Here is an 18,266-nt window from a genome sequence, read left to right as displayed (position 1 = left end):
TTCCGCCTTATTTTGCAGTAATACCGGGAACAGGAACTGTTCTGAGTATTTCGGTGATTATATCCGAAGCCGTTGTATCCGAAAGCTTTGCCTTTGAGTTGAGGATGATCCTGTGCTCGAACACATCATTGCATATATAGGAAATATCCTCAGGGATCACGTAATCGCGTCCCATTGCAACAGCAATACCCTTTGAAAGCTGCATAAGAGCAAGGGTTCCGCGGGGACTTACGCCGAGCTTGAGCATAGGGTGATTTCTTGTTGCCGCCGAAACGGAAACGATATACTCATAAATACGGTCGTCTACATATACATTGGAAATATATTCCTGAAGTTCTGTTATGAACGAAGCGTCAGCAACAGGAATTACCCTGTCAAGAGGATTGATAGTCTGTTTTGCTTTCAGTATCGAGACCTCTCCGCTGAAATCGGGATAGCCCATGCTGAGCTTTATCATGAATCTGTCGAGCTGTGAATCGGGAAGATTATGAGTTCCTGCCGAACCGATAGGGTTCTGTGTAGCTATAACGGTATACGGCTCAGGGAGCTTATAGGTATTTCCGTCAACAGTAATGCTTTTTTCCTCCATGAGCTCGAGGAGAGCAGACTGCGTCTTGCTCGATGTACGGTTTATCTCGTCAGCGAGAAAGAGATTGCAGAAAGCGACGCCGGGACGAAACTCGAATTTTCCGTTGCTCTTATTATATACAGAGAAACCCGTAACGTCTGAGGGAAGTACATCGGGGGTGAACTGCATACGGTTATGTTCAAGGGAAAGAGCCTTTGAAAATGCGAGAGCAAGGGTAGTTTTTCCGACGCCCGGGATATCCTCAATAAGGATATGACCCTTGCAGAGCATAGCGAGCAGGACTTTTATGATTATTGCATCCTTGCCGATAACGGCTTTTTTGACTTCTGTAATTACAGAGTTGATCTGTTCGGTATAATATGTGTTGTTCATATGTTTCTCCTATAAATTTGTTTATACCTATATATTATAGCATTTTTTTGCATCCTTTGCAATAGCAGAAGCTATATTTTTAGTCATTTTTGAAATAAAAAACGCAGGCAGTTCCATTTTTTAAAACCTAAAAAAATAAAATGAGGGGAAAATGAGCCCGAAATCGTCGTTTTTTGGTTACTTCACTGTCTTTTTTGTTACTGTTTTGTAACAAAATACAGTTAAATCACATTCATTGTTAACAAAATATTAATTAATAAGCAATAAAAAGGACAATTAATATGTGCAGTTTTACTCCGATACGGCTTTTTTAGTGGAAACTATTAGCCATTAAATGGAAAAAAATTTGAAAGTATTGCCATTTCCGGGAAGATGTGTTATCATATCAACAGCCCGAAAAAATGAAAATGCTTTTTCAGGAAAGGATGAGTTGATGGGTAATCTCAAAACCGCAGCGTTAGCTTGCGGAGTGGTTGCTGCAGTTCTGGGCGGTGGTGCAGGAGTTGCATATCTTACTTCCTCCACTATTAGCACAGCTGATCTTGTCACTGAAGAAGTCGAAGTCAATAACTATGACAGAGACGATACTTCAACAGCTGCAACAGCAGGTGAGGCATTAACGGCAATCGCAAACAAAGGAACAACCACCAAGAAATCTAACAAGGCTGATAATACATCAGCAACAAGCAAGAAAACAAGTTCTGCACAGGAAGGCACAACTTCCCAGTACAGTACGGCAGCTGACAAGGCTGCAAAGATTTCAAGATCGGTGCCAGCAAGGGCTCACGCGCCCGCATTAATCACAGAGACCTCCACAGAGGCAGCTACAACAGCGACTATCATCGCAACTGCTGCTGATGCTATTAGGGAGGCTACTACAGCTACCATAGCTGAAATTTCTTCGACAACTACACAGGCTGCTACAACGCAGGAAACAACAACTACGGTAACTACCACGGTTGCTGAAACAACAGCAGAAACAACTACAACTGTTGTCGAAACAGTAACTGAGGCTCCGGAGGTAACAACAGAGACATATGTTGAACCTCAGACAGAGCCGACATCTACCGACGTTGAATCAACTGAGTTTCAACTGCCGATATCAGATGAAGAATACATACTTCTCTGTAACGCTGTTGCTCACGAAGCAGGCAGTGATACGATCAGTAATTACAACAAGGCGTATGTAGTAGAAGTGATCATGAATAGAAAAGATTCTCCGATCTTCCCGAACACAATATATGACGTGCTCACACAAAACGGTCAGTTTACGGGATGTTGGAGTTACGTAAATCTGGGAACTTTCTCTTACAAGGTCACACAGAGCGTTAAGGATTCTGTTACCCTTTATTTTACAGAGCCTGACTCCTTTACTCAGGGGTATTTATTTTTTACAGGCAATGGCAGAGAAAATATTTTCAGAACATCGTATTGATCAATCAGGAAACGACAGTCGGCTTTCAGCCGGCTGTTTTTTCATAATACAGTAAAAAGGAGTCATAACAATGCTGTTTATATGTTACCCGAAGTGTACTACCTGTCAGAAAGCCAAAAAATGGCTGGACGAAAATGGAATTTCATACGAATTCCGCGATATCAAAGAAAATAACCCGACTCTTGCCGAGATAAGGGAATGGCATAAAAAGAGCGGTCTTACGCTGAAAAAGTTCTTCAATACCAGCGGACTTCTGTACAAGTCAATGCAGCTAAAGGATAAGCTGCAGGATATGTCTGAGGAGGAGCAGTACAAGCTTCTTTCCTCTGACGGAATGCTGGTAAAAAGACCTATAGTCGTTACCGGCGATAAGGTGATCGTTGGCTTTAAGGAAAAGGAATATGAGGAAGCGCTGAAATAGGCGGCAGGGGCAGTCGAATTGACTGCCTTTTCCAGTTATTTATCATTTTAAGAGAAAAAACTGCCGCTGACTTGCAAAAAAGAAATATATGTGCTATAATATTCAAGTATGCATTTAAAACGTGACCGAAAGGCAGAGGATTATGGCTAAGAAACAAGATTACGGCAACGACAGTATATCAATGCTCAAAGGCGCGGACAGAGTCCGTAAGCGTCCGGCGGTTATATTCGGCTCTGACGGCCTTGACGGCTGTGAGCACTCGATTTTTGAAGTCATCTCAAACTCTATCGACGAAGCCCGTGAAGGATACGGCAACAAGATAATAATCACTCATTACAGAAACAACGAGATTGAGGTCGAGGACTTCGGCAGAGGCTGTCCTGTTGACTATAACAATAACGAGAAGCGCTATAACTGGGAGCTTGTTTACTGCGAACTCTATGCAGGCGGTAAGTATGACGCTGCTGCCGAATCATACGAGTATTCGCTCGGCCTTAACGGACTTGGCCTTTGTTCTACGCAGTATTCGTCGGAGTTCATGGATGTTGAGGTAATCCGTGACGGTTTCAAGTATGATCTTCACTTTGAAAAGGGAAATAACGTGGGCGGCTTGAAAAAAGAACCCTGCAAGAGAAAACAGACAGGTACAAAGACACGCTGGCGCCCCGACCTTGAGGTATTTACCGATATAAACGTTTCTGACGAGTTCTTCTGCGATATTTTAAAGAGACAGGCTATAGTAAACCCGAATATCCTCTTTGTTTTCCGTTCAGAGAATGAGGCAGGCGGTTTCAACGAGCAGGAATTCTTCTATGAATCGGGTATTACGGAGTATGTTCAGGAGATAGCAGGGGAGGGAACGCTTTCTTCTATCCAGCACTGGACTGCCGAGAAAAAGGGACGGGACCGTGACGACAAGCCCGAGTACAAGGTAAAGCTCGATGTTGCTCTTACTTTTTCAAATAAAGCCAAGCTCACGGAATATTATCACAACTCCAGCTTTCTTGAGCACGGCGGTTCTCCTGCAGAAGCTGTAAAGAGAGCGTTTCAGGCTCAGATAGACAGCTACATCAAGTCAATAAACGGTTATCAGAAAAACGAAAGCAAGATAACCTACGCAGATGTTGAGGAGTGCCTTATCCTTGTTTCTTCATCGTTCTCAACTCAGACCTCCTATGCTAACCAGACAAAAAAGGCAATTACCAATAAATTTATCCGCGAGGCTATGACCGAGTTCCTGCGTCATCAGCTTGAGGTCTACTTCATCGAGAACCCTGATGAGGCACAGAAGATAGCAGAACAGGTGCTTATTAACAAGAGAAGCCGTGAAAACGCAGAAAAAGTCCGCCTTAACGTAAAGAAAAAGCTCACAGGAACTATCGACCTTGCAAATATGGTTGAAAAATTCGTGGACTGCCGTACAAAGGACGTTTCACGCCGCGAGATATATATCGTTGAGGGTGATTCGGCTCTCGGTTCCGTAAAGCTTGCGAGAAATGCAGAATTTCAGGCGATAATCCCTGTACGCGGAAAGATACTGAACTGCCTGAAAGCTGAGTACTCCAAGATATTCAAGAGCGAGATAATCACAGACCTTATCAAAGTACTGGGCTGTGGTGTCGAAGTGACAACAAAAGCCAACAAGGAGCTTTCAAACTTTGACATCAACAACTTCCGTTGGAGCAAGATAGTTATCTGTACTGATGCTGACGTTGACGGATTCCAGATCAGAACGCTCATACTTACCATGCTCTACAGGCTCACGCCTACGCTTATCGAGCAGGGATATGTTTATATTGCAGAATCTCCTCTTTTCGAGATAAATACCAAGGGAAAGACCTATTTTGCCTATACTGAGCAGGAAAAACAGCGCATTCTAGAGATGATAGGCGATAAGAAGTATACTATACAGCGCTCTAAAGGTCTTGGTGAAAACGAGCCCGATATGATGAGCCTTACTACAATGAATCCCGACACAAGACGTCTTATCAAGGTAACTGCTGAGGATATCAGCGAATCAGCCGAAATATTTGAAATGCTCCTGGGCGATGACCTCCAGGGACGTAAGGACTATATCTCCGAATACGGAGCAGATTACCTTGATCTTGCTGATATAAGCTAACGGAGTGATAATATGAAAAAGGTAAGAATGACAAAATGCCGTTTTTGCGGCGGTACTGAATTCATAACAGGATATCAGAACTTTTACGGAGCGGTTTACAGCGCCGACAGTCTTCTGCATTCGACATCGCTTTATCATACAATATGCCGTGACTGCGGAAGCGTTGTGAGGACTTTTGTCAAAGATCCCGAAAAGCTTCTGAAAAAGAGCGAAAGACGTTCAGAAGGAGAAAAATAAATGCCAAGGAAAAAAAGTACTCCCTCAAAGCAGCCTGTTTTCAAGCATGAAGCGTATATAGAGGGCTCGGGCAGCGTTGTTGACGAAAAGATAGCGGATACGCTTAAAAAGAACTATATGCCCTATGCCATGAGCGTTATCATATCAAGAGCTCTTCCCGAGATAGACGGCTTCAAGCCTTCTCACAGAAAGCTTCTCTATATGATGTACAAGAGGGGACTGCTCAGCCCTGACAAGGAGCGTTCAAAGTCGGCCAATATTGTTGGTGAGACCATGAAGCTCAACCCTCACGGCGATCAGGCAATATATGAGACACTTGTCCGTATGACGAGAGGCAATGAGGCTCTTCTGCACCCATATATCGACAGCAAGGGCAACTTCGGAAAGCAGTATTCGAGCAAGATGCACTTCGCAGCTCCGCGATACACCGAGGTAAAGCTTGAAAAGATATGTAATGAGCTCTTCCGTGATATCGACAAGGAGACCATTGATTTCGTACCCAATTACGATAATACCATGCAGGAGCCTACTCTTCTGCCTGCAACTTTTCCTACAGTGTTGGTCAATTCAAATACGGGTATTGCTGTTTCTATGGCAAGCAATGTGTGTCCCTTTAATCTTGAGGAGGTCTGCGAAACTACTATCGCACTGATGAAGGACCCTGATCATGATATAATCAGCACACTTAAAGGGCCGGACTTCCCGGGCGGCGGACTTATGCTCTACGATGAAGCTGAGCTCAACAAGGTATACGAGACAGGCCGAGGAAGCATAAAGGTTCGTGCAAAATACAGCTACGACAAGACAGCAAACTGTATCGAGGTAACAGAGATACCATATACTACAACTATCGAGGCTATTATCGAAAAGATAATCGACCTTGTTAAACAGGGCAAGATCAGAGAGATATCCTATATCCGCGACGAGACCGATATTGACGGCCTGAAGATAGCGATAGACCTGAAGCGCGGTACAGATCCCGACAAGCTCATGCAGAAGCTCTACAGGCTAACTCCGTTGCAGGACAGCTATCCCTGCAACTTCAATATCCTTATTGCAGGAACACCTAAGGTAATGGGCGTCCGTGAGATCCTTACGGAATGGACCGCTTTCCGTGAGGAATGCATACAGCGCAGAACTTATCACGACCTGCAAAAGAAAAAAGAGAAGCTCCATTTACTGGAAGCTCTCTCAAAAATACTTCTCGACATAGACAAGGCTATAAAGATAATCCGTGAAACAGAAAACGAAGCCGATGTTGTTCCGAACCTGATGATAGGTTTCGGTATCGACGAGGTACAGGCTGAATTTGTTGCCGAGATCAAGCTCCGTAATATCAATAAGCAGTACATTCTCAGACGGGTCGAAGAAGTTGACCAGCTGAAAAAGGATATTGCTGAAATGGAGGATATCCTCCGCGATAAGAAGAAGATACGCAGGATAATCGTAGACGAGCTAAAGGACGTTATAAAGAACTATTCTCAGCCAAGAAAGACCATGTTCTACTATCAGTCTGATGTGGAAGAAGCCGAGGAAATTGACGATACTCCTGATTATCCCGTTAATATCTTTGTCTCCGACAGCGGATACTTCAAAAAGATAACACCTCAGTCCCTGCGTATGAGCAGTGAGCAGAAGCTTAAAGAGGGAGACTTTATCAGTCAGAGCTTTGAAGCAACAAACAAGACAGAGCTTGTATTCTTCTCAGACAAGGCGCAGGCATATAAATCAAAGGCAAGCGCATTCGACGATACAAAGGCAAGCGTTATGGGCGATTATATACCTGCAAAGCTTGGCTTTGACGAAGGAGAAAACCTAAAAACCCTTGTTACGACTACCGATTACAGCGGATATATCGTGTTCTTTTTTGAAAACGGAAAGGCTGCAAAGGTCCCGCTGAAATCATATGAAACAAAGACCAACCGCAAGAAGCTTGCAAATGCATATTCGTCGAAATCTCCTCTTATCGCTGCAATATTTATTGCAGCGGAGTCTGATATACTTCTCAGGACGACAAGCGGTCATGCTCTTGTTTTCAATACAGGAATGATACTTCCAAAGACCACAAGAGACTCTCAGGGAGTACAGGTCATTAATCTCCGTAGAAAAGCTGCTCTTTCTTCTGCCGAGCTTATTTCTCCCGAGGAGCTTCCAGAGCTTGAAAAATACCGGTCAAAGAGCGTCCCGGCCGCGGGAAAGCCTGCAAAGGAGCTCGGCGACAGCAATCAGCTTACATTCTGATAGAAAAATCCGCATTATATAAAATGCGGATTTTTCTTTTATTCCTGTGAAATGATCTCCTTATAGAACTCGGATATGTCATTTCTCTTTTCCTTTGTGTACTGAATAGCTGTTCTTGGGTGCTGATTGAAAAGGCCAGTGAGGAGATACTGGAGATCGTAGCCCCAAACAGTACCCTCTTCACGGAGCTTGTTGATATGCTTTTCTATAAACTGGAATACAGGATATACATTGTATTTTGGGTTTTTAAGGAAGCCGAGGAGAAGCTCCATAGCGCAGTTTCCTGCGCCTCTGCCCATAGAAGCGTATGTAGCGTCAAGCCAGTCAACTCCGTCTCCTACAGCTTCAATAGTATTCGCAAATGCGAGCTGCTGATTGTTATGAGCGTGGATACCCACCTTTTTGCCGTACTTTTCAGCAATTTCAACGTAAAGCTCTGATATCCTTGCCATCTGCTCGGGATAGATAGAGCCGAAACTGTCAACGATATAGAATACGTCAACAGGGGACTGACCGAGAAGGTCAAGAGCCACCTTTATGTCCGATTCCTGAGCGTTGGAAATAGCCATGATATTGCAGCTGACTTCATAGCCTTTTTTCTTGGCGTCCTCAATCATATCTATAGCTGTTGGTATCTGATGGATATAAGCGGCAACGCGTACAAGGTCAACAGGACTGTTTTCACGGTCTGCAATATCCTGCTTGTAATTGCAGCGTCCGACGTCTGCCATTATAGCTACCTTGAGATCGGTGTGATTGTCGCCTACGATCGAACGGAGATACTCATCGTCGCAGAACTTGCACGGACCGAATTTATTGACATCAAACATTTCCTTGTCAGCTCTGTAGCCGAACTCCATGTAATCAACGCCGGCCTTGATGTTTGAAAGATAAAGATCTCTCACAAATTCGTCGCTGAACTTGAAATCGTTAACGAGTCCACCGTCTCGAAGCGTTGCGTCTACGACCTTGACATCGGATCTGTAATTCATAAGCTTTGATAATTCTTTCATACTTATCCCTCTCCTTTTTGACTATACCACTTTACACTGTAATACTTTAAAGCGATATTCGCTGAATATAGTATAACATAGTCTCAAGCATTTGTCAAACGATTTCTGAGATTTTCCCTATTGTATCAAAATCAAAAAAATAAATGGGGATTTATATGTAAAATCCCCATTTGAAATATTTTTTACTGTTCAGTTTAATCAATATCCAAGCTCTTCGCCCACGATAATTACTTTTATCCTGTTTTTATGGCGCTGATGAGCTGAGATAAGGTAATTGCAGCAAATCCTGCTGTCGCTGGAACAGCCGTCGGTGATCTGTCTGCCAGCTTTTCCGAAAGAAACACATTCGCCCTTTTCTCTGCAATATGTAGCGCAGTCAAGGCGGACGCAGTTAGGCGGTGCAGCATCGCGCTTGACTCTTATTTCAGCTTCATCAAGGTCTTTGACGATCTTGTTGTAGCCTGCAATGATTATGACTGATTTCGGACCAAAGGCAATAGCAGCTATACGGTTACTGTTTCCGTCAACATTGTAAAGGACACCGTCCTCGGTTATTGCATTGGAGCTCGAAATATAAACGTCGGCAAAGAAAGCTTTTCTGTAAAGCTCCACAACTTCCTCGGGCGTATTGACCTTTGCGCGGTCGAGATATTTATATTTGGGAGAATTGAAGAGGTCTGCCAAACCGCACTCTTTCATTGTCATTGTGCCGCCGTTTGTGATAACATCGCCGTCATTAAGCAGGGATTCAACTATAGGACAGACGTCCTCTTTGGTTTTTGCATAATAGAACTCCATATTGTTCTTAACGAGATTTTCGCCTGTTTTACGGATACGTTTTTCGATTATTGTTTTCTTGTTTTCGTCCATTGTATTACACTCCATTCATAAAATCAATATGCGGGACATAAGCCCCGCATACAGTATTTGCAATTAATCGTTATCAGGTTCGAGAACGGCATAATTGCCGTCGTCACGCTTATAAACCACATTAATAAGACCTGAATCAGCATTTGTGAACATAAAGAACTCATGATCAAGAAGATTCATCTGAAGAATAGCTTCGTCAATGTCCATAGGTCTCATCTTGAACTTCTTGTGCTTGATTACCTCGTAGTCAACAGTATCGGGAACAGGATAAGCAAATGCTTCCTTGAAAGCAGCGTCTTTAAGCTTCTTCTCGACCTTTGTCTTGTTCTTTCTGATCTGTCTGATTATCTTGTCGATAGCATCATCAAGCGCAACATATTTGTCTTCGGCAGAACGCTCTGCACGGAATATTATGCTGTTATATTTAACAGTAAGCTCAAGAATTATCTGAGTCTTTATTTCCGAAATTACAATCTTAGCATCAGCTTCCTCTCCAAAAAATTTTCCGAGACGTGAATCGATCCTCTTCGCTGCGTACTCAGTAAAGTTAGTAGGTATCTGCATTTTCTTAGCTGTGATAGTTGTTTTCATATTGGTCCTCCTTTTATAGCTTTGCAAGATGCAAAACTGTACTTTATGGTTATATTATACCATAAAAGAAGTGGCTTTACAAGAGAATTTTGTTAAATTCGTTTGAAATGCACAAACTAAATGGTATATTTTGTTTAATCTGACATCAGAAATCGTTTTTTAAATTATCAAGAAGCACCTGTGCGATCTGTTCCGTTGTGAGGTATCCGCTGTCCTTATCCTCGATAAGAATAGCAAAAGCGATAGGGAAGGAAGGATCGTCAACAAAGCCCACAAGCAGCGAATTTTCCTTCATTCCTTCATCGACCTGAGCAGTTCCGCTCTTTACTCCGACTTTGTATCCGTTTATCAGGTATGTATATCTGTCAGCACCGTTTGTAAGCATTATCTGCTTAACAGCTTCGGCAGTATTCTCTGAGAATAGCTTTTCGCTGAACTTTGTTGGAGCTTTTTCCTTCTCTTTACCACGTGTATCGGTAACATGGTCAATCAGGTGAGGCATTGTCATTTTTCCGGTGCCGTTTGCAATAGCGCTCTGCCACATCATAAGCTGCATCGGACTGACAAGAGTATCGCCCTGACCAATACAGCCCCACTGTGTCCTGAACTCATATGGATCAACAAGAGTTGTAGAAGCTGTCTCGCACTTGATCCCGTTTATGTCGATATAAGTCATATCCTCGCCGTTAAGAGCGTACCCCATTTTTGCATACTGTTTTTTCACTTTTTCGAGAGGCAGAGCCTCGTCCTCCACAAGCTGAGCAAAGAACGGATTGCAGCTGTTTTCAAAGGCTTCCTGTATGTTCTGAGTGCCGTGTCCGTAAGGATTATGGCAGTCGATGAAAGCTCCCGATAAATTCTGGTATCTGCCAGAACAGGTGTAGCTCTTCGAAAAAAGCTGATCGCTGCCCATAATTTCAATAGCAGAGATAACAGTTGAGACCTTCTGCGTAGAACCCGGAACAGTTCCGTACATATTCTTCGATAAAAGTGTACCTGATTTGAAACTTCCCAAATTATCATAACCATTTGTGACATCAAGGGATGGGAGACTTACACATACGAGCAGTTCGCCCGTCTTATAGTTATATGCAGAAACGCAGCCCTCCATATAGTCGTATGCGTCAAAAACAGCTCTGTTGGCATTGTGGTCAAGGGTCGTATATATTGCAGCCTTTCCGCCGCTGGGCACAAGTCCGTCATTGAAGCTGTAATTGTTTATTTTCTCAAGATTTCGCGCAACAAGAGTATTGTCCATTTGTCCCTTGTCATCGCCGATAAGATTACCTACATCAAGGAAATGATTATCAGGATAGGAACCTGTCCCGCTACCGTCAAACAGTACATCACCCGAACGGTCGTAAACATATCCGAGCTGATGAACATCGGAGTTCATCATGTAAAAGGAAGACTCATGTACAAGTTTAATGACAAGGAGAGCCATACCGATAATAAACAGCAGAATAACAGCACTTATTATACGCTGAGTTCGTTTAATGCTTTTCATTCCTGCCACCTCCATGCTGGTACAGACGGCTCCTGCTTTGGATGTCCGGGTTCTCTGAATGAAGGAGACTGAGTTGCCATGAGCATTCCGACCATAAAGCCGCTGACCATTAGAGAGCTTCCGCCTGATGAAAGGAAGGGAATCGTTACGCCGGTAAACGGGATAAGGTTGCAGGAACCGAATATATTCAGTGCCATTTGTACGATAAATGCTGCACAAACGCAGGCGGAGATAGTTCCGTGATAATAAGACCTTGCAGGATTGACAAGTGGTATGGCAGTTATGATTATTATCGCAAGTACAGCCATAAGTGCAAAGAGAAGTCCCCATTCCTCACTTATCGTTGCGAAAACTATGTCGTTGTCATAGGCAAAGATATTGGAGAGAAAGCCATTTCCGGGACCAAGTCCGAGCCAGCCGCCGTTTGCAATGGCGATAAGTGCCTTTGACTGCTGATAACCGTCGCCCGTCTTGTCGCTCCATATATCCACATGAAGTCTGTGCTGTACGTAATCCGGAGCATATTTGAGACCGATCAGTACAAATACGATTATAACACCGATAACAGCAAAAAGCTTCTTTTTCGAGAATTTCGCCTTAGGATAGCATATCCTGAGGAGGAATCCAACGGAAAAAATACTGAGGAAGGTAGGCAAACTGCCATAATCGTGAGATTTTACCTGAACAAGGCATATTGCCGCCGTAAGAATAATGAGTGTTATATTTTCGTAAACTACGTTTACAAAAAGGACCTTGTGTTTCTTCTGCTGATCTTCTATGGAAGTCGCGCAGGCAAGTACGAACAGAGGCTTTATGAACTCTGAGGGCTGTAATGTGAACTTTCCGATGTATATCCACATATCCTTTTTTACAAGCGTAACAATGAGAGTTACAAACAGAACGCCGACAGCTAAGCCATAAATTAGCTTTTTTCTGCTCTGAAGCAGCTTATGGTTCCTGCAAAGTATAAAACCTGCCTTGCAGGAAGCTATGCAGGCGATACAGGTTATCAGGTGTTTTACATTAAAGCCGACTTCTCCGAAGCACGACTGGAATATAAAGCTCATGTTAAGTATGAGTATCAGCAGAAAATCAAGGGCATATGTGGTCTGCCTGAAGAAGAGTATCACAGCAAAGTAGGCTATGTCCACCAGCAGGACAGCTGCACCGAGAATAACAACATCTCTGACATTCTTATAATTTCCGTTGATATAAACGTTGAACAGCATTGCAATATGAGCTAAAAGAACAAAAAAACTTGATAAACCGAATGCAATCGGGTTAGCGTACACGTTCACGCCCCCTTTTTCTGAATATAAGACGACGGTTTCCGAGGGTTATAACGTCGTTTTCGTTGAGTACTGCCTCTTTGACCATGCTCCCGTTGATGAAGAGTCCTGATTTCGAGCCCATATCCTTAATTGACCATTTTCCGTCGGAAACTGTAAGTATAGCGTGATATCGTGAAACAGAAAGGTCAGGGAGCCGTATATCCGCAGACGCATGACGTCCGATAAGTACTTCGTCGCAGCCAAGCTCATAAGTCATACCCTGTTCGGCAAGCTCCATATCCATGGATATTTCGGACCATTTTTTCTTTGCCGACTTTTTCTCGCGATAAGCAGTCAGCAGTATTACAAGGACGCATATATCAAGAGCTGCGGCAGCTATAATACATAAAACAAGATTAATAGAATCCATAAAAACACCTTCTTGTGATGAAAGTGAAGAATATTTTCAATAAAAATCCCGAAGAGAGCTCTTCGGGACTTTATATTATTCTTCTGTAGTTTCTTCTTCGGAAGTTTCCTCCGGCTTTTCCTCCTCAAGGGGATCAGTAAGAAGAATTTCCTCTGACATTTCTCCACTCATGAGCTTTTCAAAGTCATCTCCGTCGATCTTTTCAAATTTAAGAAGATATTTTGCAAGGAAATGCATTTTGTCTTCATTAGCCTTGAGAAGAGCTGTACAATCGCTGTAAGCCTTTTCGATGATAGCTCTTACTTCTTCATCGATCTGTGCTGCAACAGCTTCGCTGTAATTACGTGTATGACCGTAATCCTTGCCAAGGAATACCTCATCGCTCTCTGAACCGTATACAACAGTACCTATCTTCTTTGAGAAGCCGTACTTTGTAACCATGTTTCTTGCAGTTGAAGTAGCACGCTCGATATCATTTGAAGCGCCTGTGCAGATGTCGTCGATAAAGAGCTCTTCGGCAACACGACCGCCCAGAAGCATTATGATACTCTCGCGCATCTGATTGCGTGAAACGTGTCTGTCATCGTTATCAGGTCTTGTAACAGTAAGTCCTGCAGCCATACCACGCTGTATGATCGTGACCTGGTGTACCTTATCCTGAGTTTTGAGGTTGTATGCCGCAACAGCATGACCTGCCTCGTGATAAGCAGTAACAAGTTTATCGTGCTCTGTTACTATACGTGACTTTTTCTCAGGACCTGCAATGACCTTCATTGTAGCTTCTTCGATATCAGCTTCAGTAACAGCAAGACGATTGTTTCTTGCTGCAAGGAGAGCAGCTTCGTTCAGTACGTTTTCAAGATCGGCGCCTGTGAAGCCCTGGGTGGTCTTTGCTATAACCTTGAGGTCAACATCGGGACCGAGTGACTTGTTCTTTGCATGGACGCGGAGTATCTCCTCACGACCCTTTACATCAGGATATCCGACAACGATCTGGCGGTCGAAACGACCTGGTCTGAGAAGAGCAGGGTCAAGGATATCACGTCTGTTGGTAGCAGCGATAACAATAACACTGTCATTACCTGTAAATCCGTCCATTTCTACGAGCAGCTGGTTGAGAGTCTGCTCACGCTCGTCGTGTCCGCCACCGAGACCAGCACCTCTGTGACGTCCTACAGCGTCTATCTCATCAATGAAGATTATAGCAGGAGCGTGTTTTTTAGCCTGTTCAAAAAGGTCTCTTACACGCGAAGCACCGACTCCGACAAACATTTCAACGAAATCAGAACCCGAGATAGGGAAGAACGGGCAGCCTGCCTCGCCTGCAACTGCACGTGCAAGGAGGGTTTTACCTGTACCAGGAGGGCCGAGAAGAAGAACGCCCTTAGGCACCTTGGCACCGAGTTCTGTGTATTTTCTCGGATTTTTGAGGTAGTCGACTATTTCGATAAGCTCCTGTTTTTCCTCGTCAGCACCTGCAACGTCCTTAAAGGTCGCTTTACGCGCGCTTGCGCCGTTTTTGAGGTTAGCCTTGCCGAATGTGGCATACTTGCTTCCGCCGCCGTTCTGTTTCATAATGAAATAGAGTATGGATATGCCGAGGAGAACGGTCAGTATAACAGGGATAAGGGAATATATCCACGTTCTGTCTGTGATCTTGATATAGTCCTGTTCAAGAGGCTTATCGTGCTTTGCATTATATTCCTTACGGTAATTCTCCGTATCGCTAAGGAATATATTGACATTAGGAACGTTGTAATGCTTTTCTTCCTCGCTGTCTTCAAGTCTGTAGGTAAGCTCGCCTGTACCGAGGTCAAGCTCGTAATAAGCTACCTTATACTCGTCAAACAGACTGATTATCTCGGTGTATTCAGTCTTTTCAGCGTTCTGATTGAGCTTTGAGCTGATAAATACCAGCATGAAAACGGCAATTCCTACGATAAGCAGATAGGTAAGAACGCCTTTACTCTTCTTTGGTGTCAAATTATCCTCTCCATTCTTTATATTCGATTTACAGAAATCTTTAGAAATCTGGCTGTATCCTTATCCGGAGCGACTCTGTCGGCAATTCCTATACCCTCGGCAAAGATCGTTCCTTCCTCGTCCTCAATGAAATGCAGAGTACTTCTGTTTTCAACGGCGATCATTTCGTTTATCAATTTTTTAACAGAAGAAGTGAAGCTTCTTCCTCTGAGCTTTATTTTGTCACCATATACACGGCTTCTGACAATTGCTCTTCCTCTTATTTTATCATAATCAAGAAGAAAAAATGTGGATATTTTGTTAACAGTTTCATTTTTCTTCAAATTATCACATTCGATAAGTTCGCAGAAAAGGGAAGATTCCGCAAATATCCGATTGATACCCATTTTCAGCGGAGCCGAAACAACTTCCGTTGAAACAGGCGTTATTTTTTTTAATTCAATGTTTTTTTCTGAACCGATAAGATAATACTGGTCGGAAATATTGATTTTTCCGCCGTTAATAAGTATATTATCTGCTTCGTCAAGTCGCTTATGCGAATAGGGGAGCTTATTTTCTGACAAAAGTCTCGATATCGCTCTTTTTCGCACTACATGGTCATATTTTTCAAGTCCCGACAGCCTTTTGCCGTCAAGGCAGTTTTTCACGGCTTCATCGACCATTTTTTCGATGAGCATATTTTCATCGCGGACAACGTCTAACGAACTGACCGACGATTCAATAACAGAGGCGTTTATCTCCTGTAAAAGGGGGATTATCCTATGCCTTATCCTGTTTCTTGTATAGTCATCGGATAAGTTCGTACTGTCAGTTACGTAAGTCTGTCCCTTGATTTTGAGATAGTTTTCTATCTCAGCACGGGTAACAGGAAGCAAGGGACGAATTATATTGCCTCTTACGGGCGGTATTCCTGCAAGTCCCTTTAAACCTGTTCCGCGGGCAAGATTGAGAATAGCAGTCTCAAGAGCGTCATTTGCATTATGAGCCGTCGCCATTTTTTTGCCAGACGACTTTTCTCTGAATATGGAATATCGGAGTTCTCTTGCAGCTTCTTCTGTGGAAAGACCTTTTTCCTGAGAAAAGCTCTTTACATCGCATGAAACAGCTGTAAACGGGATGTTGTTGTCAGCGCAGAGCTTCTTGCAGAAGAGCTCGTCCCTGTCGCTTTCATCACCTCTGAGGCAGTGATTTACATGGACAGCCTCCAATTTTATGCCAAGAGAATCGCTCAATTCATTTAGAATAAGCAGTAAAGCAACACTGTCAGCACCGCCCGAGAGACCGCATATCACGGTATCGCCGCAGCTAAGCATATTATATTTATTAATGAAGTTATAAACTTTATTTAACATTATCATACATTCTCAGGCGGAGCATTATAGTCGGGATTCGAGAATCTTGTGAACTGACCGTCCCATATAAGCTCAACTGTACCTGTTTCACCATGTCTGTTTTTGGCAACGATACACTCAGAAATGTTCTGACGCTGACTTTCCTTGTTGTAGTAAGCGTCCCTGTAAAGGAAAAGAACTATATCTGCGTCCTGCTCGATAGAACCTGACTCACGCAGGTCTGAAAGCATAGGGCGCTTATCCGTTCGGCTCTCAACAGCACGAGAGAGCTGTGAAAGAAGTATGACCGGAACATTCAGTTCCTTAGCCATTACCTTGAGCTGACGGGTTATCTCACTGATGACAGTAACTCGGTTATCGGAACGCGAGGTCGATTCCATGAGCTGAAGGTAGTCGATGATGACAAGTCCGAGATTTTTGGTTCTGCGTAGCTTTGCTTTCATCTGCTGAACTGTCATGCTTGCTGTATCGTCTATAAAAAGCGGAAGTGTACTGAGATAGCCTGCGCTTGTAGCAAGTTTTACCCAGTCGTCACCTGATATCCTGCCGTTTCTGAGTGTATTTGACTCAACAAGGGCTTCTGTTGAAAGGATACGTGTAGCTATCTGTTCCTTTGACATTTCGAGGTTGAAGGTAACTACTTCCTTTTCCGCTCTTCGAGCTACATTTGTAGCGATATTCATTGCAAAAGAGGTCTTTCCCATACCCGGACGGGCAGCGATTATGATAAGGTCGGATTTGTTAAGACCGGAGGTAATGCTGTCAAGAAGGGTAAAACCTGTTCTTGCACCTACATATTTTTCCTTGTCGGGACCAGATATCTTTCCGAGCCTGTCATACGCCTCGGCAATAGCCTCCGAAAGGGGAACAAGTCCTCTTACGTCCTTGCCCTGTCTGATATCGTATATCTTCTGTTCTGCCGAGTCAAGCAGGAGCTGCGCGTCCTGTTCGCCTGACTGCACCTCATCAAGGATAGTTTTTGCAACAAAGCTGAGACTTCTCAGGAAGTATTTGTCCGCAACTATCTTGCAGTAGCTCTGAATATTCGCAGTAGAGGGGAGCATATTGCCTATTTCGGCAAGATATCTTCGTCCCTCCGCAGGGCTTTCAAAGATATGCTGCTTTTCAGCTTCGTTGAGAACCGTAACAATGTCAACAGGCAGACTCATTGAGTTCATCTGAAGCATTATTGAATATAATGCCTTATGCTGTTCATTGTAAAAGTATTCGGGCTTTATAAGCTCGATAACGTCGGGAAGAACGGAGGGCTGAGAAATTATAGCTCCGAGGACAGACTGTTCTGCTTCTATGCTGTGAGGCAGCTCACGGGCGGAAAGCAGGAGTTCATGTTCACCCATAGTGTTCACCGGTCAGCCTTCGACTACTTCAACGTCGATAGTCTCGGATATACCGTTGTAAAGCTTTACAGTAGCAGTATATGAACCGAAATTCTTGATATCCGTGCTGAGCACGACTTTTTTCTTGTCGACCTTAACGCCGAACTGCTCTGCAAGGCAATCAGCAACATTTCCAGCTGTAACAGAGCCGAAAAGCTTACCGTTCGAGCCTGCCTTTGCAGCGATATTCACCTTTTTGCCTTTGAGCTTAGCAGCTGCTTCCTGAGCGGCCTGTATGTCAACGTCTATCTTGTGCTGTGCGGAAGCCTGAGCTCCTTCGAGCTTGTTCATATTAGCAGCAGTTGCTTCAACGGCGTAACCCTTAGGGAGCAGCATATTGCGTGCATAACCGTCTGCAACGTTCTTGATTTCGCCTTTTTTGCCTGAACCTTTAACGTCCTGTAAGAAAATAACCTTCATATTCATCAACCTTTC

The 18,266-nt window shown here is 43.7% G+C and carries 16 protein-coding genes; 5 read left to right on the top strand and 11 right to left on the bottom strand.

From position 1 onward, the window contains the following. Positions 1–7: 7 nt before the first annotated feature. Positions 8–961, bottom strand: coding sequence for a MoxR family ATPase (locus tag IKW96_RS10665; RefSeq protein WP_296574352.1), 954 nt, complete (start codon positions 959–961; stop codon positions 8–10). 433 nt (positions 962–1,394) lie between these two features. Here IKW96_RS10665 and IKW96_RS10660 point away from each other — a divergent pair, with 433 nt between their 5' ends. The 5 genes from IKW96_RS10660 to IKW96_RS10640 all read left to right on the top strand — a co-directional run bounded on the left by IKW96_RS10660 (position 1,395) and on the right by IKW96_RS10640 (position 7,417). Next, complete coding sequence (locus tag IKW96_RS10660) at positions 1,395–2,396, top strand: cell wall hydrolase (RefSeq protein ID WP_296574349.1); 1,002 nt, start codon at positions 1,395–1,397, stop codon at positions 2,394–2,396. Positions 2,397–2,466: 70 nt separating this feature from the next. After that, positions 2,467–2,817 carry an arsenate reductase family protein gene (locus IKW96_RS10655; RefSeq protein ID WP_296574346.1) on the top strand — a complete coding sequence of 117 codons (351 nt, stop codon included), beginning with the start codon at positions 2,467–2,469 and terminating at the stop codon, positions 2,815–2,817. Between the two features lie 142 nt (positions 2,818–2,959). After that, positions 2,960–4,939: a toprim domain-containing protein gene (locus IKW96_RS10650; RefSeq protein ID WP_296574342.1), complete on the top strand. Its 1,980-nt coding sequence runs from the start codon at positions 2,960–2,962 to the stop codon at positions 4,937–4,939. A 12-nt stretch (positions 4,940–4,951) separates the two neighbouring features. After that, positions 4,952–5,176 carry a hypothetical protein gene (locus IKW96_RS10645; protein WP_296574338.1) on the top strand — a complete coding sequence of 75 codons (225 nt, stop codon included), beginning with the start codon at positions 4,952–4,954 and terminating at the stop codon, positions 5,174–5,176. Next, positions 5,177–7,417, top strand: a complete 2,241-nt coding sequence (locus IKW96_RS10640) for a DNA topoisomerase (ATP-hydrolyzing) subunit A (RefSeq protein ID WP_296574334.1) — start codon at positions 5,177–5,179, stop codon at positions 7,415–7,417. It begins immediately after the preceding gene. A 38-nt stretch (positions 7,418–7,455) separates the two neighbouring features. On the opposite strand, the gene IKW96_RS10635 is transcribed toward IKW96_RS10640, so the two are convergent. The 10 genes from IKW96_RS10635 to rplI all read right to left on the bottom strand — a co-directional run bounded on the left by IKW96_RS10635 (position 7,456) and on the right by rplI (position 18,251). Next, complete coding sequence (locus IKW96_RS10635) at positions 7,456–8,430, bottom strand: aldolase catalytic domain-containing protein (protein WP_296574331.1); 975 nt, start codon at positions 8,428–8,430, stop codon at positions 7,456–7,458. Positions 8,431–8,628: 198 nt separating this feature from the next. After that, the gene (locus IKW96_RS10630) at positions 8,629–9,300 is read right to left on the bottom strand and encodes a lactate utilization protein (protein WP_296574329.1); all 672 of its coding nucleotides are present in this window, start codon (positions 9,298–9,300) and stop codon (positions 8,629–8,631) included. A 63-nt stretch (positions 9,301–9,363) separates the two neighbouring features. Further along, positions 9,364–9,891 (bottom strand): ribosome-associated translation inhibitor RaiA, encoded by a 528-nt coding sequence (raiA, locus tag IKW96_RS10625; RefSeq protein WP_296574326.1) that lies wholly within the window; start codon positions 9,889–9,891, stop codon positions 9,364–9,366. Between the two features lie 145 nt (positions 9,892–10,036). Beyond that, positions 10,037–11,398, bottom strand: a complete 1,362-nt coding sequence (locus tag IKW96_RS10620) for a penicillin-binding transpeptidase domain-containing protein (protein WP_296574323.1) — start codon at positions 11,396–11,398, stop codon at positions 10,037–10,039. Then, positions 11,395–12,690: an FtsW/RodA/SpoVE family cell cycle protein gene (locus tag IKW96_RS10615; RefSeq protein ID WP_296574320.1), complete on the bottom strand. Its 1,296-nt coding sequence runs from the start codon at positions 12,688–12,690 to the stop codon at positions 11,395–11,397. The genes IKW96_RS10620 and IKW96_RS10615 overlap by 4 nt, the downstream gene beginning before the upstream one ends. Further along, positions 12,680–13,099, bottom strand: coding sequence for an FHA domain-containing protein (locus IKW96_RS10610; RefSeq protein WP_296574317.1), 420 nt, complete (start codon positions 13,097–13,099; stop codon positions 12,680–12,682). The genes IKW96_RS10615 and IKW96_RS10610 overlap by 11 nt, the downstream gene beginning before the upstream one ends. A gap of 75 nt (positions 13,100–13,174) precedes the next feature. Next, positions 13,175–15,082, bottom strand: a complete 1,908-nt coding sequence (gene ftsH / locus IKW96_RS10605; RefSeq protein ID WP_296574312.1) for an ATP-dependent zinc metalloprotease FtsH — start codon at positions 15,080–15,082, stop codon at positions 13,175–13,177. 17 nt (positions 15,083–15,099) lie between these two features. Continuing rightward, the gene (tilS, locus tag IKW96_RS10600; protein ID WP_296574309.1) at positions 15,100–16,434 is read right to left on the bottom strand and encodes a tRNA lysidine(34) synthetase TilS; all 1,335 of its coding nucleotides are present in this window, start codon (positions 16,432–16,434) and stop codon (positions 15,100–15,102) included. A 2-nt stretch (positions 16,435–16,436) separates the two neighbouring features. Continuing rightward, the gene (dnaB, locus tag IKW96_RS10595; RefSeq protein ID WP_296574306.1) at positions 16,437–17,792 is read right to left on the bottom strand and encodes a replicative DNA helicase; all 1,356 of its coding nucleotides are present in this window, start codon (positions 17,790–17,792) and stop codon (positions 16,437–16,439) included. 12 nt (positions 17,793–17,804) lie between these two features. Continuing rightward, positions 17,805–18,251 carry a 50S ribosomal protein L9 gene (rplI, locus tag IKW96_RS10590; RefSeq protein WP_296574304.1) on the bottom strand — a complete coding sequence of 149 codons (447 nt, stop codon included), beginning with the start codon at positions 18,249–18,251 and terminating at the stop codon, positions 17,805–17,807. Positions 18,252–18,266 lie beyond the last annotated feature (15 nt).

Origin of the sequence: Ruminococcus sp., from assembly GCF_017549005.1 — a bacterium.
GTDB lineage: Bacteria > Bacillota > Clostridia > Oscillospirales > Ruminococcaceae > Ruminococcus.
Note: the sequence above shows the minus strand (reverse complement) of the source record. Positions and strands in the feature narration are given on the sequence as shown.